This is a genomic window from Microbacterium sp. PI-SA-G, assembly GCF_057215335.1.
The window spans coordinates 1,471,759-1,496,106 of the sequence record NZ_CM170103.1; the positions used below are offsets into that span (position 1 = coordinate 1,471,759).

The 24,348-nt window shown below is 64.3% G+C and carries 31 protein-coding genes and 2 tRNA genes; 7 read left to right on the forward strand and 26 right to left on the reverse strand.

The annotated features are described in order from the left end of the window. Positions 1-522 precede the first annotated feature (522 nt). Both AC2D10_RS07205 and AC2D10_RS07210 read right to left on the reverse strand, forming a co-directional pair. The gene (locus AC2D10_RS07205; protein WP_484711395.1) at positions 523-660 is read right to left on the reverse strand and encodes a hypothetical protein; all 138 of its coding nucleotides are present in this window, start codon (positions 658-660) and stop codon (positions 523-525) included. Beyond that, on the reverse strand, positions 660-1,610 hold the full coding sequence (locus AC2D10_RS07210) for a manganese catalase family protein (protein ID WP_484711396.1): 951 nt from the start codon (positions 1,608-1,610) through the stop codon (positions 660-662). Before AC2D10_RS07210 ends, AC2D10_RS07205 begins: the two co-directional genes overlap by 1 nt. A gap of 324 nt (positions 1,611-1,934) precedes the next feature. On the opposite strand from AC2D10_RS07210, the gene AC2D10_RS07215 reads away from it, so the two are divergent. Beyond that, positions 1,935-2,240 carry a hypothetical protein gene (locus AC2D10_RS07215; RefSeq protein ID WP_484711397.1) on the forward strand — a complete coding sequence of 102 codons (306 nt, stop codon included), beginning with the start codon at positions 1,935-1,937 and terminating at the stop codon, positions 2,238-2,240. 361 nt (positions 2,241-2,601) lie between these two features. Here the strand turns inward: AC2D10_RS07215 and AC2D10_RS07220 are convergent. The 11 genes from AC2D10_RS07220 to AC2D10_RS07270 form a co-directional block, all read right to left on the reverse strand. Continuing rightward, positions 2,602-2,675: transfer RNA gene (locus tag AC2D10_RS07220), tRNA-Met, on the reverse strand. A gap of 34 nt (positions 2,676-2,709) precedes the next feature. Then, positions 2,710-2,781 (reverse strand) — tRNA-Thr (locus AC2D10_RS07225). 68 nt (positions 2,782-2,849) lie between these two features. After that, a complete protein-coding gene (locus AC2D10_RS07230; protein WP_484711398.1) occupies positions 2,850-4,070 on the reverse strand; it encodes a M23 family metallopeptidase in 1,221 nt (406 codons plus the stop codon). A 121-nt stretch (positions 4,071-4,191) separates the two neighbouring features. Then, complete coding sequence (locus tag AC2D10_RS07235; RefSeq protein ID WP_484711399.1) at positions 4,192-5,004, reverse strand: inositol monophosphatase family protein; 813 nt, start codon at positions 5,002-5,004, stop codon at positions 4,192-4,194. Then, entirely contained in the window at positions 5,001-6,032 is a 1,032-nt protein-coding gene (locus AC2D10_RS07240) for a hypothetical protein (RefSeq protein WP_484711400.1), read from the reverse strand. The genes AC2D10_RS07235 and AC2D10_RS07240 overlap by 4 nt, the downstream gene beginning before the upstream one ends. 116 nt (positions 6,033-6,148) lie before the next feature. Continuing rightward, a complete protein-coding gene (locus AC2D10_RS07245; RefSeq protein WP_484711401.1) occupies positions 6,149-6,946 on the reverse strand; it encodes an enoyl-CoA hydratase/isomerase family protein in 798 nt (265 codons plus the stop codon). Positions 6,947-6,995: 49 nt separating this feature from the next. Then, positions 6,996-7,481, reverse strand: coding sequence for an FBP domain-containing protein (locus AC2D10_RS07250; RefSeq protein WP_484711402.1), 486 nt, complete (start codon positions 7,479-7,481; stop codon positions 6,996-6,998). A gap of 17 nt (positions 7,482-7,498) precedes the next feature. Next, the gene (locus tag AC2D10_RS07255) at positions 7,499-9,472 is read right to left on the reverse strand and encodes a sigma-70 family RNA polymerase sigma factor (protein WP_484711403.1); all 1,974 of its coding nucleotides are present in this window, start codon (positions 9,470-9,472) and stop codon (positions 7,499-7,501) included. 394 nt (positions 9,473-9,866) lie between these two features. Next, positions 9,867-10,049 (reverse strand): hypothetical protein, encoded by a 183-nt coding sequence (locus AC2D10_RS07260; RefSeq protein ID WP_484711404.1) that lies wholly within the window; start codon positions 10,047-10,049, stop codon positions 9,867-9,869. 27 nt (positions 10,050-10,076) lie between these two features. Continuing rightward, a complete protein-coding gene (locus tag AC2D10_RS07265) occupies positions 10,077-10,247 on the reverse strand; it encodes a hypothetical protein (RefSeq protein ID WP_484711405.1) in 171 nt (56 codons plus the stop codon). Beyond that, positions 10,244-10,543, reverse strand: a complete 300-nt coding sequence (locus tag AC2D10_RS07270; RefSeq protein WP_484711407.1) for a DUF3263 domain-containing protein — start codon at positions 10,541-10,543, stop codon at positions 10,244-10,246. The genes AC2D10_RS07265 and AC2D10_RS07270 overlap by 4 nt, the downstream gene beginning before the upstream one ends. Between AC2D10_RS07270 and AC2D10_RS07275 the strand changes: the two genes are divergently transcribed. Genes AC2D10_RS07275 through AC2D10_RS07300 form a run of 6 tightly spaced genes read left to right on the forward strand, consistent with a single transcriptional unit; the run spans position 10,538 to position 12,974 of the window. Next, positions 10,538-10,837 (forward strand): hypothetical protein, encoded by a 300-nt coding sequence (locus AC2D10_RS07275; protein ID WP_484711408.1) that lies wholly within the window; start codon positions 10,538-10,540, stop codon positions 10,835-10,837. The genes AC2D10_RS07270 and AC2D10_RS07275 overlap by 6 nt on opposite strands. A gap of 40 nt (positions 10,838-10,877) precedes the next feature. Further along, the gene (locus AC2D10_RS07280; RefSeq protein ID WP_484711409.1) at positions 10,878-11,021 is read left to right on the forward strand and encodes a hypothetical protein; all 144 of its coding nucleotides are present in this window, start codon (positions 10,878-10,880) and stop codon (positions 11,019-11,021) included. After that, the gene (locus tag AC2D10_RS07285) at positions 11,018-11,251 is read left to right on the forward strand and encodes a hypothetical protein (protein ID WP_484711410.1); all 234 of its coding nucleotides are present in this window, start codon (positions 11,018-11,020) and stop codon (positions 11,249-11,251) included. Before AC2D10_RS07280 ends, AC2D10_RS07285 begins: the two co-directional genes overlap by 4 nt. Beyond that, on the forward strand, positions 11,248-12,558 hold the full coding sequence (locus tag AC2D10_RS07290; RefSeq protein ID WP_484711411.1) for an oligosaccharide repeat unit polymerase: 1,311 nt from the start codon (positions 11,248-11,250) through the stop codon (positions 12,556-12,558). Before AC2D10_RS07285 ends, AC2D10_RS07290 begins: the two co-directional genes overlap by 4 nt. 38 nt (positions 12,559-12,596) lie before the next feature. Beyond that, positions 12,597-12,782, forward strand: a complete 186-nt coding sequence (locus AC2D10_RS07295) for a hypothetical protein (protein ID WP_484711413.1) — start codon at positions 12,597-12,599, stop codon at positions 12,780-12,782. An 18-nt stretch (positions 12,783-12,800) separates the two neighbouring features. Then, entirely contained in the window at positions 12,801-12,974 is a 174-nt protein-coding gene (locus AC2D10_RS07300; protein WP_484711414.1) for a hypothetical protein, read from the forward strand. A gap of 59 nt (positions 12,975-13,033) precedes the next feature. Here the strand turns inward: AC2D10_RS07300 and AC2D10_RS07305 are convergent, their stop codons facing one another. From AC2D10_RS07305 to AC2D10_RS07365, 13 genes are all read right to left on the reverse strand, one after another. Then, positions 13,034-15,067 (reverse strand): hypothetical protein, encoded by a 2,034-nt coding sequence (locus AC2D10_RS07305; RefSeq protein WP_484711415.1) that lies wholly within the window; start codon positions 15,065-15,067, stop codon positions 13,034-13,036. Between the two features lies 1 nt (position 15,068). After that, positions 15,069-15,530 (reverse strand): hypothetical protein, encoded by a 462-nt coding sequence (locus tag AC2D10_RS07310; protein ID WP_484711417.1) that lies wholly within the window; start codon positions 15,528-15,530, stop codon positions 15,069-15,071. A gap of 4 nt (positions 15,531-15,534) precedes the next feature. Then, complete coding sequence (locus AC2D10_RS07315; protein ID WP_484711418.1) at positions 15,535-15,882, reverse strand: hypothetical protein; 348 nt, start codon at positions 15,880-15,882, stop codon at positions 15,535-15,537. Between the two features lie 3 nt (positions 15,883-15,885). Then, positions 15,886-16,203 carry a hypothetical protein gene (locus AC2D10_RS07320; protein ID WP_484711420.1) on the reverse strand — a complete coding sequence of 106 codons (318 nt, stop codon included), beginning with the start codon at positions 16,201-16,203 and terminating at the stop codon, positions 15,886-15,888. Continuing rightward, positions 16,190-16,555, reverse strand: a complete 366-nt coding sequence (locus AC2D10_RS07325) for a hypothetical protein (RefSeq protein ID WP_484711421.1) — start codon at positions 16,553-16,555, stop codon at positions 16,190-16,192. The genes AC2D10_RS07320 and AC2D10_RS07325 overlap by 14 nt, the downstream gene beginning before the upstream one ends. A 92-nt stretch (positions 16,556-16,647) precedes the next feature. Continuing rightward, positions 16,648-17,460 (reverse strand): M15 family metallopeptidase domain-containing protein, encoded by an 813-nt coding sequence (locus AC2D10_RS07330; protein ID WP_484711423.1) that lies wholly within the window; start codon positions 17,458-17,460, stop codon positions 16,648-16,650. 26 nt (positions 17,461-17,486) lie between these two features. Continuing rightward, a complete protein-coding gene (locus AC2D10_RS07335; RefSeq protein WP_484711424.1) occupies positions 17,487-18,188 on the reverse strand; it encodes a hypothetical protein in 702 nt (233 codons plus the stop codon). Further along, positions 18,188-19,264, reverse strand: coding sequence for a hypothetical protein (locus tag AC2D10_RS07340; protein ID WP_484711425.1), 1,077 nt, complete (start codon positions 19,262-19,264; stop codon positions 18,188-18,190). Before AC2D10_RS07340 ends, AC2D10_RS07335 begins: the two co-directional genes overlap by 1 nt. A gap of 9 nt (positions 19,265-19,273) precedes the next feature. Further along, a complete protein-coding gene (locus tag AC2D10_RS07345) occupies positions 19,274-20,011 on the reverse strand; it encodes a hypothetical protein (protein WP_484711426.1) in 738 nt (245 codons plus the stop codon). A 2-nt stretch (positions 20,012-20,013) separates the two neighbouring features. After that, on the reverse strand, positions 20,014-22,800 hold the full coding sequence (locus AC2D10_RS07350; protein WP_484711427.1) for a phage tail tape measure protein: 2,787 nt from the start codon (positions 22,798-22,800) through the stop codon (positions 20,014-20,016). A gap of 51 nt (positions 22,801-22,851) precedes the next feature. Further along, a complete protein-coding gene (locus AC2D10_RS07355; protein ID WP_484711429.1) occupies positions 22,852-23,079 on the reverse strand; it encodes a hypothetical protein in 228 nt (75 codons plus the stop codon). 35 nt (positions 23,080-23,114) lie between these two features. After that, entirely contained in the window at positions 23,115-23,756 is a 642-nt protein-coding gene (locus AC2D10_RS07360) for a hypothetical protein (protein ID WP_484711430.1), read from the reverse strand. Positions 23,757-23,835: 79 nt separating this feature from the next. Beyond that, positions 23,836-24,348, reverse strand: a complete 513-nt coding sequence (locus AC2D10_RS07365; protein WP_484711432.1) for a phage tail tube protein — start codon at positions 24,346-24,348, stop codon at positions 23,836-23,838.

Consider the following 24,348-nt stretch of genomic DNA (forward strand, 5'->3'; position numbering starts at 1 on the left):
CTTCATGCCTCGACGGGCCGCTTATTGCAACGATCAGCCAGGCCGTCCCCAGAGCATTGGTCGCCGATGCAGCTGGCAACGCTAGACGTGCCCGCCGATAATGCACAGGGCCTATCGAATTGCACGTGGTGACTTGTACCCTGCGATTGGTTGACGAAATGTACCTCGCCGCCTCGGTCGAATCAAGGCCCCATGCGTCACGAACGATATATCGCTAGGGTTTGCGGTAACCGCAGTAGTCCCCGCGGTTGGCCGGTAGAGTCCCCAGCGAAACCGGCCGGCGGTCCCGTTTGAGTTCCCCGGACTCCGGGACCGCTTTCTTGTGCGGGCGTCGTGGCGGCCCGCTAACGGGAGTTTCTTCTCGCCAACCGGAATTGCAGAGCATCCGATATCTCCGGGTCTCATCACGCGCATCGACTCCGTGGAGTGAACGCCTGAACCGAAATGGCCGCTCAGACCGGACGGTCCGAGCGGCCATGTGGCATGGCGCCGTCAGGTGCAGATCAGAATCTCGTCCTGCCCTCAGTCCGCGTCGTCATCATCGATGACCGCGTCTTCTGCGGCCGCTTCGGCCGAGGCGCCCTCGTCCGGCGACTCAGACCCCGCGCTCGAGGCCGAGTCGTCCGAGGCGGCCTCACCGTGCTGCCGCGCTTCGGACATCACTTCATCCGCCCGAAGGTGGCGTCGATGTCGGCCATCTCCATCGCGGCGGTGGCCTCGATCAGCGCGCGGAGCTCGTCGTCAGCACCCGGCGCGAACTCCTCGAAACGCTCCGGGGAGATCGTCATCGGAGAACCGACCGGTGCCTGCTCGCTGGCATCCAGGGTGGTGCCGTCGTTCGAGGGCGATGCTCCCTGGAAGATCTTTCCTGCCTCGGACTGCGAGGTGAGATCGAAGGAGTACTGCTTGCTCTGAAGGCCCAGATCGAGCAGCTTCTTCACCTCGGGGAACTGTTCGGCGTTCGTCTTCGGGATCGGCAGCGAGGTGCGCCAGTTCACACCCAGCGTCTCGAGGGCCTTCGCGTAGGCGTTCTCGTGAGCCTGGTCGCGCACGATCAGGTACGAGATCGTGCTGCGCGCCATCTTGTTGTCGGTCATCTCATACAGACGGCACTTCTGCAGGCGGCCCGTCGACTCCAGCATGAGGTTGTACAGAAGGTCGAGCACCAGGTTGCCGGAGTTGTAGACATAGCTCCCCATCCACGGATTGCCCGCCGCGTCGACCGGCAGCGCACCCTGCGCTCCGACGAGATAGTGGTGGATGTTGCTGGTGTCGACCGCAATCCGAAGCGGAGTGGCCCCACCGGCGCCGGGCTCATCGATCGGGTCGGTCGGCTTGCCCTTGTATTGCGGCGATCCATCGAGGAGCCGGGAGATGGTCGTGCCGATCAGTTCGACATGACTGATCTCCTCGGTACCGATGCCCTGGATGAGGTCCTTGTAGGGCTTACCGTCCGGGCCGCGGAAGTTGATGCTCTGGAAGAGGTACTGCATCATCGTGCGCATCTCTCCGAACTGTCCCCCCAAGCCCTCTTGGAGCGCGTTCGCGGCGGCGGGATCCGGCTCGTCCTGGGCGATCTCGTTGATGAACTCTTGAACGTGGAAATACATTGCAGCAGCCTCCGTAAGGTGTCAGCGTGTGTTCCTCATCGTGCGTCGCCTCAAGGCCTGCGGCCTCCCCCCTCGACGGCCACCTGACGGACCCGTATGATTCACGCTCAAAAAAATGCTGACTCCCGGGCAGGGATCGCTCAGGCGACTTCGAGCACTTCGTCGAGCTCCGGCGCGGCGAACCGTTCGGCTTCACTTGGCGCGAAGACGCCAGTATCGGCGGTGGCCGTGAACTCCCCACTCAGCAACGTGAATTGTCGCTCCCCGCTCCCCGCTGCGCAAGGCCCTCGAAAACTTGACCACACCCGTCTAATTTCTTTGCGCATGAGTGAGAGCAGCGACGAGATTCGAGCAAGGATCACCATCGACGGTCGAGAGTTTGCGATCAGACCTGACCGCGATCTCGTTGATTTGATGCAGCAGCTAGAGAGTGCCGCGGGCTCACGCGCGGCCTTCGTGCACATCCGCGGCGGCGACGAATCCATCAGCGTCCTCGTCACCCCGCATTCGAAGATCATCCTCGCCGTCGACCACATCGGTGCCGCAAAGCCGGAAAACAAACAACCGTTCTCAACCGCGCCCGTGGACGAACAATCGGTCGACCTCACGTCGGATTGGGAGTACTGGTAGCGCGACGACGGGCCCCTGTTTTCGAACTTCGCCAAGTCCGCCTCAGGGGGATGTGCCTTCTCACGCGCACACGTAGGGTTCTGCAGATGACCGAACCAGAAAAGAATCCCAAGAAGCTGGGTCTCGGCGTCGTGTTCGGGATCGCGATCGGCCGCCCGGCTGCGCAGGGGCTGGGCTCCTGCGATTCGACAACGTCGGCGTAGGTGCCGCGCTCGGTCTTGCGCTGGGCCTGGCTTCGGGAGCAGCTTTCGAATCTTCAGGGCAGGACGAGAAGCCAGAAGAGAACTGTAGCCGCGCCGTTCGGCTGAACCGCATCGCTCAGATACGACAAAACCCCCGGAAAACCGGGGGCCTTTATCTGTAGCAGGAGCGGGGCTTGAACCCGCGACCTCACGATTATGAGTCGTGCGCTCTAACCAGCTGAGCTACCCTGCCGCGAGGCATCCGTCCGCGTGAGAAGAATGCTGCGAGCCCCGAGTCAGGATTGAACTGACGACCCCTTCCTTACCATGGAAGTGCTCTACCACTGAGCTATCGGGGCGTGCTGCCCCTCTCGGGGCAACCACACGAGAATACCATCACTCTGGCGTCCTCATGAAATCGAGCCGGTCAGTCGGAGTGCCGACCTGCGTTTTCGCGCAACCACGGCAGCGGGTCGATGGTCGATCCGTTGACGATGATCTCGAAATGCATGTGCGCACCGTACGAGCGACCGGTGTTGCCGGTCTTGCCGACGACGGTGCCGACCTTCACGGTGTCGCCCGCGGCGACCTTCAGCGAGCCGTACTGCATGTGCGAGTAGTGGCTGGTGATGACCTGGCCGTCGATGACGTGATCGATGTACACGGTGACGCCGTAGGCGCCGCCCTGCTCGGTCGCGATGCGCACGGTGCCGTCGGCGATCGACTGGACGGGGGCGCCGTCACCGGGCACGAAGTCGATGCCCTCGTGCAGGCGGCCGCTGCGCATGCCGTAGCCGTAGCTCATGCCGACGCCGACCATGAAGGGCCACTGGATCGCAGCCTCGGGGTCGTTGGTGAAGATCTCGTTCGAGTAGTTGATGCCCTGCTCGGCGGCGACGTCGACCAGCGAGATCGTGCTGAACCCGTCATCGCGTGCGAGGTTGCTGGCCTGCACGTCGGATCCGGCGATGAACGCCTGGATCTCGCCGTCGGCGGCGGTGCTCTTCTCGGCACCCGATGCGGCGACAAGCGAGGTCGCGGCGACGGTGGTTCCCTGCGCGGCGGCGACGGCCTCGGCGGGAAGCGTCATCGACACGGCCAGAAGACCGGCGAGGCTCATCACACCGACGGTGGCGCCCATGGCGAGGAAGCGGCGGGATCCGCGCGGACGGCGGACGGCGACGTGCGGGGCTTCGGCGGCGGCGTCTGTCGCAGCTGCGGCGTCGACCGTTGGTGCAGACTGCGAGACGGTCGAGATCGGACCGGTCGCGGCGCGGAAGGCGCGGGCGGCCTGCTCGAAGGCGTCGGCTCCGGCGTCGGTGGTGGCCGGCTCGAACGCGTCGGTGCGGGCGAGGAACGGAGCAGCGGGGCTCTCGACGTTCTCGGTCAACACTTCGGCGGGAGTGGGGATGCGGGGGCTCGCCGGCTCGGACGACTCGACCGGAGCGGTCGCAGTGGTCGGCAGATCGAAGGTCATCCGCTCCCGCACGGCCCGACGGGACAGTGGGGTCGAAGCGACGGCCGGAGCCGCTGCTGGGGTGGAGTCGGATGCCGTCGTCGCCGCTGCGGCGGCCACGAAGGCCGCGGTGCGGAGCCGGCTGGAACGGCGCGTGGGCGCAGCGTCAGCCTGGTGGTTCTCGAAGGGCAAAAGGATTCTCTCGGGTCGTGCGTCAAACTCGGGGGCGCTCAAATGCGGTTTCACCTTCGGGGGGTGAAAGTAACGATCAGATAAACCCTACCCTGTGCAGGCTGGGAATGCCATGTAACGCTCACCCCTCGTCACCGATCAGCGACCGGAGGCGCGCGTGCACCTCGGGCCCGCCGGCGAGGAGCATCGGCCGCGCCGAGTGGACGTCGAGCCGGGTCACCACTCCCCCGGCCTCCTGCACCAGCAGCGCACCGGCCGCCAGATCCCACGGCTTGAGCCCGCGCTCGAAGTAGCCGTCGAGCCGACCGGCCGCGACATAGGCGAGATCGAGTGCCGCAGCACCCATGCGTCGAACGTCGCGAGCCATGGTCATCACGCGCCGCACTGTCGCGATATCACCGTCGTGGGTCGCGGGGTCGTAGCCGAACCCGGTGCCGAGCAACGCGCCGGCCGGAGTCTCGGTGTTCACGGCCAGACGCACGCCGTCGCACCAGGCTCCATGGCCGCGCACCGCCGTGAACAGCTCGCCGAGCGCGGGCGCGTGCACGGCGCCCGCCAGCGCCTCCCACCTGTCGGGATCCGGCTCGCCGCGCACCGCGGCGATGCTGACGTTGTACGACGGGATGCCGTATGCGTAGTTCACGGTTCCGTCGATGGGGTCGACGACCCAGGTGATGCGATCGGCATCGTCCTGCGGAGTCGCCGATGGTGTCGCACCGGACTCCTCACCGAGGAACCCGTCCTGCGGACGCGCCTCACGAAGGCGTCCGCGGATCAGGTCCTCGACTTCGCGATCAGCCTCGGTGACGATGTCAGCCAGATTCGTCTTGGTGGCGGCCAGGCGCACGCCCTCGCGGCGACGACGGGCGGCGAGTTCGCCGGCCTCCTGCGCGAGGGCCGTGGCGAGTTCGCCGAGCTCGACCTCGAGGGTCACTGCGGCGGCTGGGGCGCGGCGGGCGGGGCCGAGGGGAAGACAGGATGCCCTCCCTGATCCGGTGCCGCAGGCGGAGGCGGACTCACCGGCGCGGGAGGCGCAGGCTGCGTCGGCGGAACCGGGGGCGCCGACTGCGCGGGTGCGGCTGTTCCCTCGAAGGCACTGGGTGCGGGCGGCGCGGGGATCGTCGGTGCCGCTGCGACCGGGAACGACGAGGGCGGCAGCGCTCCGAGCGCGGTCGGCGCGGGCGCCTGGCCCTGCGGCGCGACGGACGGATACCCCGTGTAGTACGCGTTCCAATCGGGCGAGCCGTCGTGGAGAGCCGGCAGCGGCGTGATCCCGTCGGCGTAGGTCGGCCACGACGGGGCGGCAACCGGAGCTGCGGCGCGGGTGCTGGCCGGCTTCTTCGGCGCGAACAGTGCATTCAGCAGCGGGATCAGGGTGGTGCCGACCGCGGCCAGGATCGTCAGGGCGACCACGATGCGCCAGTAAAGCTCGCTGTAGTCGAAGACGTGCGGGAAGGTCAGGAAGAAGATCAGCAGCGCGACCAGGGCACCGAGGAACACGAGCGTCGCGATGTAGATGATGCGCGTGAACGTGGTGACGTGGCGGGCTGCGGCCGGCGTGAACAGTCGCACATGCAGCAGCGCGAGCTGCAGGATGCCGACGATCAGGAGCAGCTGGAAGAACCGTTCCGCTCCCCCGAAGTACTCGTCATCCTCAGGCAGCCAGATCTTCACGGCTCCCGCCAGCAGGGCGACGATCCACGTGACCATGCTCGCGAGCGCCAGCCAGTCGGGACGGTTGGGGGCGAGACCGGCCTCGAGGATCGCGATACCCGCGAACGCGGCGAGGAGCACGATCGTGAGGAACGCCCGGCCGATGAGACCGTCCTGATCTCCGACGAGCACCCAGATCACGCAGACGAGAGCGGCGGCGATGAGAGCCCCGATGGCGATCCAGATCGCCCCCCTGATCAGCAGGGATGTGTTCGTCTTTCCGGTGGTCGCGACCTGTGGTTGAGACATGACTGTCCTCTCGTGGAGCGGCGGTGCCCTCATCCTCCCACGGCGCTTCGACGAAGTGAGTGCGCCTGCCCCCGATGAGGACACTTCACCCGAATCGGTGTGCTGTGCAGAAAGAGTCAGGCGCCCTTTCTGGCCGATGCCGCAGCGAACGCGGCGATGCGGGCCTGCGCGTCAGCAGTCGCCATCGCCGCCCCGATGGACCGGGCCTCCTCGCTCAGCTGCTCGGCGAAAGTGCGCTCGGGTTGCGACCGCACCAGATGCTTGGCCTGGCCGTAGGCGTCGGCGGCTCCGGCCAACCAGAAGCGGGCGACCTCCTCACCACGGGCGCGCACGAGCGACGCCTCGGCGGCAGCATCCTCTCCGGTGACGAACTCCGCGACCAGCCCCCACTCCTGCGCCTCCTGAGCCGTCAGCAGCCGATCCTGGAGCACCAGCTGCAGAGCCCGGCGCTGACCCACCGCGTGCGCGAGTTGTGCCGACACCGACAGGTCGGGCGTGAGACCGATGTTCGCGTAGAGGCTGCCCAGGCGTGACCGCGAGCCCACGACCGCGTAGTCGCCGGCGAGCAGGATGCCGAGGCCGCCGCCCGCCGTCGTCCCGTGGGCGGCTGTGACGACGGGCACCGACGACTCCGTCAGCGAACGGATGCCGGCGTTGATCACCTCGGCGAGCGCGGTGATGTCCGACGAGGTGCCGACCGACGTCGCCATGTCGATCACGTCGCCGCCGGCGCAGAACGCGGGTCCCGCCGCGTCGACCAGGATGGCCTTCACGTCGTTGCGCGAGGTCGCCTCGGCGGTGGCGTCACGCCATGCGTGTGCGAGGTCGGCGTTGAAGGCGTTGAGTCGCGCGGGGCGGTTCAGCGTGAGCCGAGCCATCCCCTCGTCGACCGAGAACAGGATGGCATCGTGCATGGCTTCTCCTTCGAGCGCAGACGGATGCGTCCAGCGTAACGGCCGCTCGTCACTCCCAGACGCGCGAGATGAAGCGCTCCATGCGCCGCCGCGTGCCGTCGATGCGGAAGTCGACCTGCCCGGCCGTGCGCACCTCGTTCGGTGCGAGCGGATGCGCGAGGCGCACGTTGTCATGGCATGAGAGATCGGCGCAGACGTAGGTGCCGACCGAATCGCCGCGGCGTCCGGCATCTCCTGCCCGACGGGCCGAGAGCAGCGTCACCTGGTTGCCCGGCTGCATCGTGTGACAGATGTTGCACATGCCCGAGCGACCGCGCCCGGGCCCGGAGGCCCGGAGCACCACGCCGACGACGGATCCCTCGTGCTGCACCAGAACGTATCCGCGGTCTCCCGCGTTCGGATCGCGCCAGGCGAAGAAGTCGAGGTAGTCCCAGTCGATCAGCACGAAGTCGTGCGGCATCGCCATGATGCGCAGCTCGTCGGCATCGGCGTTGACGAACGATGCACGCACATCGGATTCGGTGAGCGCTCGCATCTCCCCAGTCTAGGAAGTCACCGCGCCTCGAACGTCATCTCGGCGAAGGGCCCGGCGTCGCCGGACGTCGGATCCGCGTATCTCACCCGCACCGTGTGCGTGCCCGGGGGCACGGCGACGGTCTCCTGCCACTCGCCGTCCGACGAGATCGTCACGGTCTCGAGCGGCGTCACCCCGACGATCTCACGCTGCAGCGTCGCTCCCCCCGCACCGGTGTAGGCGAGTGACAGTCCCGCGGCCTCGCCGCCGATCTGTCGGACCTCCGGCGGAGACACAGTCTGGAAGGCCATCTCAGCGCTCGGCGCCGACACCCGGTCGATCGTGACCTGAATCGCGTGCACCGTGCCGCTCGCGAGCCCGTCGTCGATCTTCGCGCGCCAGCTGCCGTCGGACTCGACGGTGCTCGACCCCACGACCACGTCACGTCCGTCGGTGAGGACGATCGTGGCGCCGGGCCACGCCCCGTCACCGCTGATCTGCGGGAAATACCGCGGGTCGGGCTGCGAGAGTGTCGCGCTCAGCGCGGTCGCGCCGTCGGACGGCGGGACCGAGGCGAAATGGAAGAGGCTCGTGTCGTCGCCTGCTCCCAGAGCGCTGAACTCGTCGAAGCCCTCGCCGGTGCCGTCGTCGGTGAACCAGACGAAGCTCGCGTCTCCGTCGGTCGGAACGCCGAGCGGGTACGGCACGGTTCGGGTCGTCAATGACGAGCCGGAGCCGAACGGCATCCGGAAGATGAGCGGCTGCTCACGAGACGGCTCGGCGGGCGATGTCACGCTCGGCACCGGTACCGGCGCGGGGACGGGCTCCGGGGCTGGCGCCGGTGACACGGGCGCCGGCGCGACGGGCGCTTCCGCGACCGGCGACGGCAACTCGCTCGGCTCCGCCGGCAGCTCTGTACTCGATGTCGACACGGGCGCGGTCGCCGCCGCGAGGTACTCCGACCCGGCCTGCACCGGGGTGACCGCAGGGCTCACCGCGATGATCGCCGCCGTCATCACGCTGAGCACCGCCGTGCCCGCCGTCATCGTCAGAGGCGCACCGATGCCGACCGCAGCGCTTGCAGCGACGGGCGCGCCCGTCGTGAGCGCTGCCGCGACGGGGCCGGGAGCACCGGTCACTGAGACGCTCAGTCCAGAAGCGACGGCGTCTGGACGGGCGAGCAGCGCGGCGAGCGCGTGCGAGACCGACGGCGCAGAAGCCTGCGCCGCGTATCCCACCGCACCCGCTGTGCCCGCGATGAGCGGAAGAAGACTCAGGAGCAACGACGACGCGTGCTTCGCTTCGGCGTGCGCCGCCCGGCAGTCCTCGCAGAAGCCCAGGTGTCGTGAGACGGCGGCCGCGGCACGCAGCGACAGCCGTCGGCGGGTATAGGCGCCGAGATCGCGGATCGTCGTCACGCATTCCGGTGTCTTCGCCGAGGCGAGGTGCGCCGACACCCACGCGTCACGCAGCCCTCGCTTGGCGCGCACCAGGAGAGCTGACACCGCGTTGGCGGGAATGCCGAGGTACGTGCTGATGGTGCGCACCTTCAACCCGTCGACCTCGCTGTACCAGAGCACCTCCTGCCACCGCACCGGAAGCGAGTCGAACGCCTGCAGAGCCACGCAGCGCTCGAAATCGGCAACCGCGAGCACCTCTCCGTTGGCCAGATCGCTGCTGCGCCACTCGAAGTCCGCGTCGATGAGCACCGCCTCGCGCACATGGAGCGAGCGGCCGATGTTGCGCACCGTCATCGTGATGTACGGCCGGAAGGCGCGTGCCGGGCCGCCCCCGGAGCGGATCGCGCCGAGCACCTTCGCGAACGCCTCCGAGACGAGGTCGTCGGCGTCGAGCGTGACGAAGCTCCGCGCGACGCCATACGCCGGGCCCGAGTGGCGCCGCCAGAGCGTGGCATACGCCTCGGCGTTGCCGTCGCGCACCAGCGCCACGAGTTCCTGGTCGGACGCCTCGTCGAGCGCTTCGCGCCCTTCGCCGACCGACAGCTCACTCATGCTGTCCGCTTCTCAGTGACCTCGTCGGTCGTGAGCATTCCCCGAATATCGACTGCAACGTACATCCCATTCCCCGGTCGTCTTGCTTTCAGAGCGATCGATGAATCACCGATGGCGCTCTGCCCCAGGAGACAGGACTCTCGGCGCATCAGTTCGTGACGCGGAACCGCGAAGATTCTTCAGCGATGTGAGCGGGAATGCGAAAAGCCCCCGACGAGCGGGGGCTTTCATGGTGGCGAGTGAGGGATTCGAACCCCCGAATGCTGAGCAGTCTGATATGCCGTGCTGTTTACGTGGGGTTACTTGCTCTTACCGATCCGTATGATTCCGGCGCTCGGTAACCACAGGTAAGCGTAGGTAGTTCCTGAAAACAGCCACTAAGTAGCCACTACGGCTACTCCTTGGGCTCGAAGTTGCGCGCGCGTGACGCCGACCAGATGCCGACCGCGACCAGGGCTATCGATATCCAGGTCAAGAGAACCACGGGCTCCTCCATCGCGGCAATGTTGAAGATGAGAAGGATCGCGCCGGTACCGAAACCACACCACGCGAGCGTCTTGTACGAATCCTTGGTCATGGGGGAAGGGTATCTGATCTGCATCGGTCAGAAATCATCCATCCACGCTTCGTACTGAGGCTCCCGGCTCCGGTAGACGCACGTCACATCGGCAGGAATGTCGACCTTCCCGATGTAGTCGATCTCATCCTCAGCCGCGACCGGGTGATCCCACACGAGTGGTCGGCCATCTTTCCGCACGCGCATCTCGTCGCTCATGCCGCAGTCCGCTTCTCCCGCACCCGAGCTCGCCGTTCAGCCGTCTCGCTCACTAGTCGCGCAGTGATCGGATACGCGCGCATCCCTTCGTCGGTTCGTGCTGCACGTGCGAGGAGTACGGCGTATCGGATCTCTGTGATGCGGAGGTCGCGTCTGATGCGTTCGCGTTTGGCGGGGGTGTCGTGTGGCCAGCGTGTTTCGTAGGCGAGCAGTTGCGTGGTTGTCATGTGCCCATGGTCCGCCTGGGGTGTGACATTCCGACTGTCTGCCCTCCCCCGTACGATCACCTCATGCATCCCGACGTCGCACTCTCTGTCCTCCTCGACGCGATCTGTTCACGCAACCAGTACACACAGAACCCGGCACCTGTGATCGTCGAGCTACAGGAGGCCGCTGGTGACCGTGTGAGCGTGTTGACTGAGTCGGTTGGTACGTGGGTGGGCTACTTCGAGGATGAGCACACACGGACGCTGTGTGTGGCATTGCGTGAGTTGCCGGGGTTGGAGCCATGGATCGCTTTGGGGAAGCATCGACGCCACACGTTAGGTCACAGCACGCCGACGAACGATGGGCGTGCGATCGGTCATTGAGACTTGCGCGCATGCACACAGTGTGGCTACAGTTTCCTTCGTGCCCGAAACTCCAATACGCCGCGTCCGAGTCAGCGATGACATCTGGGATGCCGCCAACGACGCCGCGAAAGCAAACGGTGAGACCCTGTCCGTGGTCATCCGTCGCGCTCTCATCCAGTACGCGAAAGACAACGCAGCATGAGCGTCGCAACGATGCGGATCGCTCGCATGGAGATCGGCCGACTTCGACGGGCCGAAGCTCAGCAGTTCTTCGCCACGGCCAAATCGATAGGTTGCCAGGTCTCGTATACCCTGACGACCGGATTCATAGAGGACATCTACACCGGCGTTGCGATCAAAGGTCCGGAATATGAGATCCGGGCGCTGAAAGCCGCTCTCCTCCGGACGTTCGAAGCGGAAGACCTGGCATGACCGAGTATCTGATCCTTGTCTTCGTCCTGCTCGGCGTCTTCCTGATCGGTGCAGGGCGTCGCTTCGGCTACCTGTCCGCGATCAGCCTCTTCGTCTACGCGCAGACCATCATGGCGATCGGCATCATCCCGTCACTGCTCCCGACAGAGCGCGCCGACGAGACGCACGTGTGGCTCATCGTCGGGACACTCGCCGTCGTTGTCCTCACCGCCACGGTCTACGCCGCCTTCCTCGGCGGCGGGCGGCAGGCCTACTCCCCTGAGGTGGACTACGCCTACCCGCCGAAGTCCACGTGGCTGCTGCTCATCATCTCGATCGGCGTCTGCATCCTCTACTATGCGAGCATCGGCTACATCGCCTTCTTCGAGTCGATCCAGAGCATCGCCGGCGGTGGACAGGAAGACATCGCCGACCTCCGCCTCCAGTCCTATTCGGGGTCGCGGTACCTGTTCCCCGGATACGTCAACCAGTTCAAGAACTCACTCCTCCCCGCGCTCGTCATGGTTGTCGGTGTCGCCGCGTTCCACTTCCGCTCGCGAGGCCGCCACATGCTCATGCTGTTGCTGGTCCCGCTCACGCTCGTCTTCGTCCTCGGCACCGGACAGCGCGCCCCGTTCGTCCGCTCTGTCATCTTCCTCACCATCGCCGCCTACCTCATCGCGCCGAAGAACATGCGGAAGTACACACCGAGGATCGCGATCGTCGTGCTCCCCCTCTTCTTCATCGCCACCTTCGCCACGGGCCGCGCGGGACAGCAGATCGCAGCAGCCGATGGACCGTTCGGCATCATCCAGGTGTTCTTCGAGCAGCTCGCGTTCCGTATTTTCGGGTCGAGCCAGCTCGGGTCAGTCGTCGGCTTCCGTTGGGCGTACGACCAGAGCATCCCGACCGGCAGTGAGTGGTCACAGGCGATCGTCGGCCTGCTCCCCGGCCAATCGGGGCCAGACACCGCCAACCAGATTTTTGCACTGCTCTACGGCTCCACACGAGGCACTTCGCCGCTATCACTCTGGGGCTCGTCGTATTACAACTTCGGCATGGAAGGCTCCCTGCTGCTCGCCTTCTTCCTCGCGATCCTCATCTGCCTGATCTCGCAGAAGGCGCTGAAAGTGACGCACACGAACGTCATCCAGGCGACCGGCGTTGCGGGCGTTTCGATGACCTTCGGTCTTTGGATCTCGGACGGCCCTACGACCCCGCTGAACGCCGGCCTGATCGCGTTCGCATTCCTCTGGGTGTGGGGCGCTCAGATTCAGAAACGGCGCACGGCCAAGAACCCTCTACCTGAACTGGTGGCAATCCAATGACTCTTCGACAGTTGGGCGCATTCATATTCGGCGCCGGCATGGTTGTGCTGATCCTCAACCTCGTCATGCTCGCGTTTGAACAACCATTCAACGAGATGATGCTCGTCCTGCAGATGGGCGCGCTTGTTGTCGGCGGTTTGATCATGCTTGCCGCCACGGCTCGCGACAAGTGGATGGAAGAACGCCCACGCCCACCCGTCATCCGCGAACCCCCATTCAACTGAAGGGCGTACGATCGCATCATGGGCAAGACACTCGAGCGCATCGCGAGCTTCTTCGCGCCGATGCCACGCAACGGCTGCGGCACGTGCGGCAAGGATCTAGAGGGCAAGCCCCGTCAAGGCGCAATGGGCGCCCCGGGCATCTACTGCTCAGAGGAGTGCGCCAAAGAGGCGACGTCATACTGGGCATGGTAGGTCGCTAAACGCAAGACTGCCCCCTCCCTGCACTGAGCAGAGAGGGGGCATCTGTGTTTCTACAGGTAGTAGGCCGGGTTCCGATACGGGTCGGCCACAGTGGGGTGGCCGGTCGTTCCGATCGCCACACGGTTACCCATGTACGACTTGACGCGTCCGTCCATCGTGATCGTTGAGGACGCGAGCGCTCCGCTGATCTCGTTGCTGATGAAGTCGTAGCGTGCGTTCCCGACGAACTGGGTTCCGACGAGCCGACAGCGCTCGATCCGGTATGACCCCTTCCAGGCGCTGTTGGTGACCGACCGGGTGAGGATCGCCAGCCCACAGTCCACGTAGTTGACCTGATCCATGGCGGCATCGGGGAGGAAGAGTCGCACGTTCTCACACCGCGTCATCGTCAGATTGAACGGCGTCTGAGCAGTCGGAGCCGCGGGGGCACTGGTGTTCGTCGCGTCGTCCAGATAGACCGCGGTGTACGAGGTCGGGAACGTGATGTCCGTCATCTTGATGTTGCAACGACCGGCGTTCGGGTGCGCCGCGTCGTTGCGCGACTCGATGACGCCGCGACCAGTGGTCACATTGGTCATTCGGTTCGCGCCGATCTCGATGCTGCGCCAGTAGTCACGGGGGAAGGTGTAACCGTTGCCTGTGAGATTGAGGATGTCCACCGGCCCCGCGGTGCCTACGAATCGGATCTCATTCCGCTGGATCGATCCGCGCGTTGGCGTCTTGAGAACCCGGCCGAAATCGAAGGTGCCTGGGTCGCTGAATGAGGAGTATCCGACCATCCACTGCGCCGCCCCGATGACGGGCTGCCAGTAGTTGTCCTCGATGATCAGATTGCCAGCGAGCTCGGGAGTGTCGTATCGGATGCCGAGCACGTTGCGTCCGCCGAGGAAACGGTTGTTGACGATCTTCACGTCGGAGCCGGAGATCAGGATGTGGTTCTCGGCGTTCACCATGGTGATGCCGTCGATCACCAGGCCGTTGTTCCAGTGCGAGTCGATGTTGCCCTCGTAGGAACCGCCGACCACTTTCATGTCCTTGGTGTGACGGCCAGTGATTGCGTGGCGACACTTCACCATCTCGCAGTTGTCCCACGTGAGGGCGCTCGAGTTGAACGCGGCAACACCGTAACCAGCACCGTCCAGACCGAAGAAGCCGGATGCCTTGAAATTGAGGAAGTTCACCTTGCTGGCATCCTGGACGCGTACCGCCGTGGACAGTGTTCCCGTCGACTGGTTGGCGATGTACCCGCCGTCGACCAGAACGTTCGAGCGGTAGATGTCCAGAATGCTCTTGGTGCCGGAGCCCGTGATGTTCACCTTGAGGCCACGGATCGTCAGATCGGGGTCATCCGGGTAGAGCATGAGGCTGGCCGACCCGTAGGTCGACTCAAGCGTGGGAGAGATGTCGCCATCCGCATTGATCACTCGGACCGAGTCGGTCTTCGTGTAAAACGGCGAACCGGTCGCTGTGATTCGTCCGATCAGCACCTCCGAAGATGTGATGATCAGCGTGCCAGTGCGCCCGCCGAGGCCGGTGATACGGGTGCTGCCTGCAGTTAGTCCGCCGACCGCCGCATAGGTGAATGGCACGCCTTCGGAGAGTCGGGAGAACTTGAAGCCCGCCGTATCCGCAGCGTCGATCTTGATGACACCCTTACAGTCTAGGCTTGTGAACGCTTCGACGATGCCGCGCACCTTGTACTCACCGGCGCCCAGCGGCACAGTCCACGGGAGGCCGAGCGTGCGCGCCTCGAGTGCGGCGTTCTGAAACGCCGTGGTGTTGTCCGTGGTGCCGTCTGCGACGGCGCCATGATCCAGCACAGACACATCGCGCTTGAACAGAGTGTTGGCAAGCTGGGCCGTTTCAGAGTCGGGGGCAGCAAGGTAAGTGGCAACCGCCGCATCGTTGTCGAGCGCGTTCACGCCAGGAAGCCCGCGGGGAATCTTCAGCGCGATACTTCGATTCTGGTCTGGTCCAGACAGAATCGGGGTCAGATCTGCGTCGGCAGCAACGGGTGCCGCTGTGACCGCAGTGATCCGTGCGGCAGGGCCGCGAAGATTCGTGATCGGTGTGTAGTCAGCCATGTCAGCTCACCATCCTCAGTTCCCCGATGAGGGGATCGTCCAGGGGCATCGTCTGCCCGATTGCAGGTGAGTACAGCCACCATCCCTTGTATCCGGGGGGTGGGGTGTCGAGCGAGACGAGAACGTTCTGCGGCGACAAAGGAGTGCCGGGCAGGGCAGCGATCGAGCCGTCATACCCCTCAGGCACGAACAGCTTGAAACCTAGGATGTCGAAGTGGTGATACTGACCGCCAGGCTGTAGCGCCTTGATCGAGACCTGGTACCAGACCTCGGGAACGACACCGTCTGTGGACTCCAGGGTTACCGCGGCCGCACCGTTGGCGTTCGGAGTCACCACGACAGGAGAAGCCGCGAACAGTCGCAGGCCCTTCACTCCCGGCCCAGAAGGCGTGAAGATGACTTCGGCACCTTCGAAATGCTCAAGACCGAAATCTGTGAGTTCGAATACGATACGACCGGGCATAGGGCTACTCCCCCTTGAAGTCGCTACGCAGGCGATTCGAGGCGATACGCCCGATCTCTTCCGCATCCATGCCCGGTGCCGCGTTGACCGTCACGACGACGGGCTGTGCGACCTCCGCGACGGGCGCGGTCGAAGTGTTCGCGACGGCAAGGCCGCCAACAGGAACACCGAGATACGCGGCAACAGCAAGCGCAACAGTCAGCCACTCAGGCTGACCCGCACTGATCGCCGCGAAACCCACCTGGATTGCGCCGATGATGACGATCGCCACCACATACGCCGAGTAGATGATCTTGCGGACACGGGCGGACTCGATGATCGTGCCGAGGTTGTTCTGATTCGGGGTGCTCATGGGTTACTCCTTCGAGCTTGGTTCAAGGTCAATGTCATGGGCGGTCTTCTCGGTCGGTGTCAGGTCGAGAGATCCGCCAGAACGGACGCGCGCCACATATTCGCGAAACGCGTCCTGGATGCGGAAAGCCCACCGTGCGCGCGACTCAAGGCGGTCAGAGCGCGCCCAAATCTCAGCCACACTCGGCGACTTCGTTTCCACGTTCCCCTTGCGGCGGTTCCACATAGCGAACGCACCGACGACGATGCCGCCAAGGATCGTGCCGATCAGGGGAAGATACGGGGTGATGTACTCGGTCAGTGTCAGCTCAGTCGCGAACATGCTTCCTCTTCCCACTCTGCGCCGCCAGGTACACGAACCGCACAGCAGGAAGGATGAAAGCGATGAACGCGATGGCCCCAACGAACTGACGGTCGAGATCGCCCTCCACGAACCCGACCCCGTTGAGTCCACCCACGTAAGCGAGCATCATCGCGGAGAGCACCAACGACGCCCACTTCTCGAGCTGCTGCCACCGGTCCGCTATCGACCCGATCGCAGACAGGACCGCAGACGTGCCAAGAAGTACGGCCCACACAGACGTGTACCCCTCAGGCGCGGTCAGGCGAAACACAGGGACGCCAGCGATGAAGGCGATCACTGACGCGTACACGAATCCCAGGTACACGCCCACGAGAGCGATCCGAAGCACGATCACAGGTGACCACGCCCAGACCGCCCAACGTGACCGCTGTGGGACGTGCTCTAGGTACGTGAGAGGCATATTCAACTCGCCTCGGGGGTCTGCTTCGCCGTAGCCAGCAGGTCATCAAGCGTCTTCGTCTGCGCCGCCTGGTTGCCACGAATCGCGACCCCCTCAGCCTGCAGACGAGACCAACTACGCCCATCACCGAACGACACGCCACGCATGCACGCGTCGACTGCATCCCACGGGATCGAGTTGATGACGAGCTCGAGCGTCAGTGCGCCGTTGTCGACCTCCTGAGGCTTCTTGCCCGGTCCGTAGTGATCCGCCAGGTAAGGCAGCCATGCGCCGTTTGTGACGTGGTAGACCTCCTCGGCGCCAATCAGGAAGTAGTGCTGCTTGTTCCACAGAACAAGCTTCTTGTCGGGACCAGGCATATCGTCGTCCTCCTCAGGAACAGGAGCAACGGATGCACCGCTGCCAGTGGGCTTGCCATAGTTGTTGTCGCGCGACCGGATGTACTCGAAGTGATGGTTCTCATTCGGGACGTGCAGACGGTTTCGGATGAACCCGTTATCCGCGAGGATCTGAACGATGCGGGCATTGCGCCAGTCGTCCGAGTCCAGCGCGGTACCGCCCACATGGAACGACTGCGACGGGTGAGCGGCCTTGCTGTGGTTCGGCTTCAGCGACGACTTGTAACCGGAGGCGACATAGCGATTCCAGTTGACGAACATGAGCATCTGATCCGCCCACGACCGGTACGTGGAGTTCACGTCGATGTCGCGGCCGAACTCCTCGCGCACCTGAGCATTCGCACGACGGAACGCTGCAGCAGCATCCGGGATGAACTGCACACCGGGGCGCACTTCTTCAATGACAAGACCGCCCATGCGGCACCACCTATCGCTTGTGCGGCTCAGGCGAGCCGGTAGAAGTTGCCGGATAGGTCGCTGACAATCGCGCCAGCAAACCCACCCGGATAGTCAGCAACCGGACGGGTTGGCATGCCGGGAATGCGGATCGTGTTGTTCAGGAAGTAGACGACCTGACTACCGACCGTGAACGTGAACGACGAATTGCCGCCATCGATCTGGGCGTTACCGAGCTGGATTCGTGGAGCTCCGAAGCTGCTGTCCAGAACAACCGCACCACCACCGCCGTTCACGGTGATCTTGCCTCCGCCCGTGACGGTCATATCGCCCGTCACGGTCGTGCTCCCCGCGATGTCTCCGTCGCCATTCATGTCCCACGGGCCGTTGACCGTAAGGGAAGCGCCGATGGTGCACGTGCCGCCGATGTTCGTGTTGCCGCTGAACGTCGCCGAATTCGAAACGGTGAGCGGACCCGAGATGGACGCACTCCCCTGGATCACAGTCGTGCCGCGCATCCAGGACGGGCCGGTCCAGTCGATCGTCCCGGACCCGTTCAGTGTCCCGTCGATGTTCTGCGTGCCCGTTGTCCGCGATGTGCCCTGGATCGTCAGCCCCTCAGCCGACGCGATACGCATACCGCCACGAGTGATAGACGAATAGCCGAGAGGTGCCGCGCGTTCAACACGCTGCAACCGCTTCTCGACACCCTTCTCCGGGCCTTCACCCAGACGAACACGTGCAACCATCAGGCGTCCTCCACCTCGAAAGTCAGATCCTCAGAACCGACCGAGCCGGCGAACGTCAGAATTCGATGCTGTGACCATCCGTCATCCAGCCACTCGTCGCCCTCAGAGAACACGCGCACGATAGAGCCGACCTGGACCGTCGCGGGATCGAAGTCAGCAGTGCGACCCGTGAACTTCCATTCGACGCGCGGTGACGAAACCCCAGCGAGTTGACCCGCAGCGAGAGCATTCAGCCGACCAATGTCATCCACGTCCTTGAATGGGACGACATAGTCACGCGAAACGCCGGTCGATTCCGGGAGTGCAGCCTGACCCACGCGCATGTCCTGCTCGAACCCGCGGCCGGTTGTGAAGATGCCGGTAGCTTGACGCAAGCCCGACTCCCCGATGTCGACACTCGACAGGATCGAGGTGCCCTGCAGTCGCGTCTCAAATCCGGGACCGGTGAGGAACGGCGTGCCGATACGGCCGACCCACCACAGCGTGTTGCCGTTGCGGTACTCGACACTCAGGTCAACGTCTGGCCCGTCCTCCTGCGTCTCCGCAGTCGACAAGATCGACTCCACGTTCTGGAAGTCGTAGTGGAAGAACTGTGCCCATGGAGACGACCCGAGCTCCCCTCCCCCGACCTCAGCATGAATCGGCCAAGCGCTCGAGAACGGGTGGATGAGTCCGTAGTACAGCAACTGCCGCACGACACCACGAGTCGAGAAACCCCGGAAGTCGGCCACACCAGCCGGGTCATACGTCCCGATGCCGAACAGCATCCGCCGCGCCAACAGGGCTCGGGCATCAACATGCTTCACCACGAGGACGCCAGCAGACGGCCGATATGGTCGCCCGCTGATCAGGCCCGCGTAGATCGGCACATCATTCCACCGGACAACAATCGCCCGCTCCCACGTCTTGAACAGTTCGCGACGCTCAGCACGAGTCCGACCATCACCACGCAGGTTGAACGCGAAGGACTTTTCCTCCACCGCCCCACGAATCCAATCCCCCGACGCCGGCTGTACGAAATCCAGAAACACTCCGGACTGCACGTCATGGACCGCGAACGAATAACCGTCAACCACGAGCGCCTCCTAGTTCCAGGCGTCCGTGACCTTCGCAGTCAACGAGCCACTACCCGACAGTGAATGCACAAGACCCTCACCGGGCGGCACTGACCACAGAGCCGCCGACGAAACCCCGCCGATCTGACGCACGCCATTACGGAACAAGGCGCCCGTCTTCATCTCGATACGGTGCGTCTGACCAGCCGCAAGAGCCTGAGACACCACGTACGACTTGCCACCCGCGCTGACCGTGTACCCAGACGGATACACGCCAGTCACCTCGAGCGTGGGAAACGACGGTGCATTCCCGTAATGATGAGCAGCGACACCAGCAGCAAACTCGCGCGTCTCCCCATAGCGGAGAGGATCAACCGCCCACAACTGCAAGCGGTATCGCGCGAACTGCCCGTACATCTCCTGCGTAATCTCCGGGGCGTCATCCAACTGCACGTCAGCCCACTTGGAGCTCCCCGCGTTGTCGACCACCAGGCGACCCGTCTGCCCATCGCCGAGTAGTCCAGTCAGCCGGGAGAACAGGTGTTCCTGCTCTTCTGGACTCGATGAGTAGACGCGTCCCTCTAGGGTGACGAGTCGCCCCCCGCGATATCCGCGAGAGGGGAAGTCTCCATGGGAGGACGGGCGCGGTGTCGAGTCGCGGCGCACACTGACGCCATCGAACCAACCCCGCAGCCCGTCCTCGAAGATCGAGAACTCCGCGTCACCTTCGTCGCCTTCGAACAGCAGTCCGCCGATGCGTGCACGCATACTCACCCTCCAGCCGCAGCGGCCGCAGCGCCCGCCTTTTCGGCAGCGATGCGACCAACGTCCTCCGGGCTCATGCCGGGTTGCGCGTACACATGGATCGTCTGTTCGATTGGGCGTGCACCCGCGCGAGGAGACACCGCTGACGTCATCGAAGAAACGGTCGGTTGCTGCAACACGCCCAACCGCTGACCCGTCTCTTCCCAGATCTTCACGTTCCGCTTGGACTGCCCCGGGTCACCCGAGATGTACGTCTCCCACGGCAACCACGGCTCAGCGAACTTGTGGATGCTTCCCGACTGGCCCGAGTAGACGCCCGACGCGAAACCACCCGACGCGAACGACTGGTAGTCGTAGAAGTTGCCGACCGCGTTACCTGCGACCAGACCGCCACCGCCGCCAGGACCAGTCGCGACGTGCAGGGACCGGTTGCCCGTCACCTCACGTAGCGCACCCTGAACCCGCATGAGCTCGTCGTAAACCTCAGACGTGCCCGTGACCGAAAGGTTGATCGGCGCCGGCGTCGGCATGTTCGTGACCTGCCAGGCGACATCGCGCAACGCCTGCTCCGTGAGTGCCGCGGAACCGAGGTTCGCGTCAGCCCAGATAGCCGCTTCCTCCCGAGATGCGAAGAACCCTTGAATCTGATCCAAGAGAGCATCGCGACCCCGGTAGTACGCAGCCGTCGCCTCATCAGCAGACAGGCCGTTGTCGATCATCGCCTCCGCAGAAACACGGTGACTCTCCTCGACCTCACGCAATGAATCACGCAATGCGATCGACGCATCATTCGTGCCCCCAATGGACACTTCCTCAGCCTTGGCCGCCTCAACCATCCGGTTGATCGCCGACTGTGCCGCATCCTGCGCGTCACCCATGTCAAGCGCAGTACGCCCGACGTTCTCAAGCGCTTCACGCAGACCATCGAGCTGCTCCTGGGATTCCTCCGCAGAGTCACCCATGCCAGCGATGTCACCGGCAGCACCCTCAGTCGCAGAACCCGCGATCTTGGACTCGTTAGCCACACCCGCGAGAGCGTCCTGGTACTGCGGCATGATCTCGTTCAACTGCTCAACGGAGTAACCCTGCTCCTCGGCCTTATCCTTGAAGTCCGCGAATATTTGAGCGGCCATGTCGCCGTCACCACGGCTGACCATCTCCGCTAGAGAATCACCGAGAAGGGCGAACTGTTCGCGCGCCTCCCCCACCGACGACGTGAGTCCCGTGAACGAGAACACGTCCGAACCCCACCGGTTGAATGCCGCGCCGGGGTCGGACCCCAGTAGCTTGTCCATCGCATCCGCAGCGTCCTCGATGCCGGGAGTGATGCCCTCGAAAATCGCGTCGTAGTCCTTGTCGAGCACAAGAGACAGAGTTTCGTTGGCAGTCTTCGCCCCCGCGCCCATCTGGCCCATTGCAGTCGCAACCGCCTCGGCGCCCTTCGCAAGAGTGAAGAACACCGCCGCAGCGCCCGCAGCCTTGCCGAGCGCACCGACGAGACGAGACGCACGCTGAGCGCCCGTCCCCATGTTGGAGATCGCCCTGTTGTACTCCGCGATCTTCGGGACGGCGAGCATAAAACCGCCCGCGCCCAGAGCCACAGCACCCGTAATGGCACCCACGCCCAACGCGGTCTGCTGAGCCCAATCCGGGAGGCTGTTGAAGTTGTTCACCATGTCGGTGAGCTCCTGCACGAACCCGCGCAGCGGACCATCCGCGCCCTCACCCATGCGGATCAGCGCGGAATCTAGAGCACCCGTGAACGCTTCCCAATCACCCTTGAGGTTGTCGAGACGGTCTGCCGCAGTGTCAGACGCGTAACCCGCATCATCAACCGCATCGGCCCACTTGCGCACCGAGTCGGCGCCACCCTCATACAGAATCGAGGCGGCACGGATCGCGTCCTGACCAAACAGGTTCGCCAGAGCAGCGTTACGCTCCTCCTGCGTCAGATTCTTGAGCTGCGTCTGCAACTGAGACGCGACACCCTCCATGCCGATGAACTCACCCTGAGCGTCATAGAACTGCAGACCAAGCTGCTCCATCTGCGACGCGGCTTCACCAGTCGGGTTCGCCAGCCGCAGCAGCATGTTGCGGAACGACGTACCAGCGTCAGAACCGAGCAGGCCAGCCGAAGCGAACTGCGTCAGAGTGCCCACCGTCTCGTCGAGCGAAAGGCCCATCTGAGCGGCGACCAGACCAGACTGGTTGAGCGCCTGAGACATTTCCTCGACGCCACCTTGGGCCTTGCCTGCGCCAGCCGCCAGGAGGTCAGCAACGTGACCGACCTCGCGACCCGACAGGCTGAACTGAGTCATCGCAGAAGCGGCAATCTCAGCAGCGTCCGCCACGGCAATGTTGCCCGCAGCGGCCAGGTTCAGAGCGCCGTCTAGGGCACCATCGAGAACGTTCGCGGTCGAGATTCCAGCCTTCGACAGCTCCTCGATCGCCTGAGCAGCCTCCGTCGCCGAATAGACCGTACGCGCGCCAGCATCAATCGCCGCGTCACGCAGCAGATCCATGTTCGACTCGGTCTCATGCGTCGCCGCCTGGACCGCCGACATCTGAGCGTCGAACTCCATGAACTTCGAAACCGCCAGAGCGACACCAGCCGCAACAGCAGCACCGAAACCCAGAGCCGCAGTCCCGAGAGTGTCAAACGCTTCCTTCTTCTGCGCCAACTTCTCCGTTTCGGAACCGAGCTCGCGAGTCTTCTTCGCCGCAGCCTCCGCGCCCTGCATATAGCCCTGGGCCTGCATGATCAACGAGATCTTTACGACACGTTCAGCCATCCCTGCCTCCTTCTGGGCGCAGGGAAGCGCCGCATCATGCTTGCGATCTAGCTAGTGGTCAACCCTCACGGCATAGAACCTGCGCGCGGTTGACGGGTCGTCCTTGAAGTCCTTCTCACGCTGCTCAACGGCGTCCTGGTAGAAGTCCCTCACCACGCGACCCTCGTAGTGGTACTTCGCATGGGGATTGTTCGGGTCGGCATCCGTTGACGTCGTCTCATCGACCGGGAGGCCGTGCGAACCCAGCGTCGACTCGTACTCGACGAGGGCGGCAAGCATCGCGTACTGCTCCTCGTCGAATTCGGCTTCACGGGTTACTCGGACTCGACGTCGGCCTTCTTCGTCGGTGTCTTCGACGTGGGCTTCTTCCGGCTCCCAGCCCCAGAGGCGACGCGGGGCGATCCCGAGGTCTCGCGCGATGCGGAGATCCCGAAGGAGTCGCGGGTCGTCTCGGAGGCGTTCACGAAAAAACCGACATCGACCGCCCCGACAGACCGGTTCACATGAATGACAGCCTTCGCGATGCGATCATGCTCACCATCGGTCAGCATCTTGTCGATCGTCGCCCAGTCATCCCCGTCGATGTCGAGCTCTGCGCCCGACTCATCCACGTAGACGGCCGAGTTCTTCGCCGCATGCATGAAGAACTTCGTCGGGTCGTACGGCTCCTGCTTCCCCTTGCGAGGCGGGCACTCGACCAGCCATCGGTTGTACGTCAGTCGGTCCACACCCTTGATGCGCAGAGTGATCGACGCTTCCTGGATCTGCCGCTCGACGTCAGCAATCAGCGTCTTGGCGCCGGCAGGAACAGCCACCATTCGGTCATCCTGGACGCCAGACGGGCGTACGGCCTTCATGGCTTCGTCTCGCTGCTCGAGCAGATCGAGATCGAGGCAGATCGACACATCCTTGTGCGGCATCTTGCGGGAGCTGAGGCGTTCGGACAGGTTCGACACGGGATTCTCCTTGAAAGTGATCACGGGTACACGGGGAAACCTGGGATCCGGCCCCGTGTAACCGGACCCCAGGGGTATGTCACGCTGCGACGAGCTGGTTGAACGAGGACCACTTGCCGCGGATGAACGCCTTCTGCTGAATGCGATCCACCGCGTTGTCCTCGACGGGGATGACCGTCTGCAGCCCCATGCGAACGGGGACCGCCTCATACCAGTCGCCTACCGCGAAGTCTTCAGCGTCCTCATCCACCTGCAGGAAGTGCACGAGCACGCCCTCGACGCCACGTGCGAGGCCGATGCGCGCCTCGTCGTCGGTGGGCTCGTTGAGGTTGAACGTGTACTGGAGGGCGAGCGTGCGCCCCTCAGTACCGGGAAGTTCGAAGTCCTGCACCGAGCAGTACCGCGAGTCCTGAATGACAGCCTCATCCGCAGTGGCAGCCCACCCGTTCTGACGGGTGAGGTAGCAACTGATGTTGTCGGCCGCAGCGACGGCGGTGACAGTCAGCGCTTCGATGTTGGTGACGGGGCCGGGGATGAACACAACGCGACGCGTGCCCATCGACGGGACAGCCGAGGGAAGATTCTGAACCAT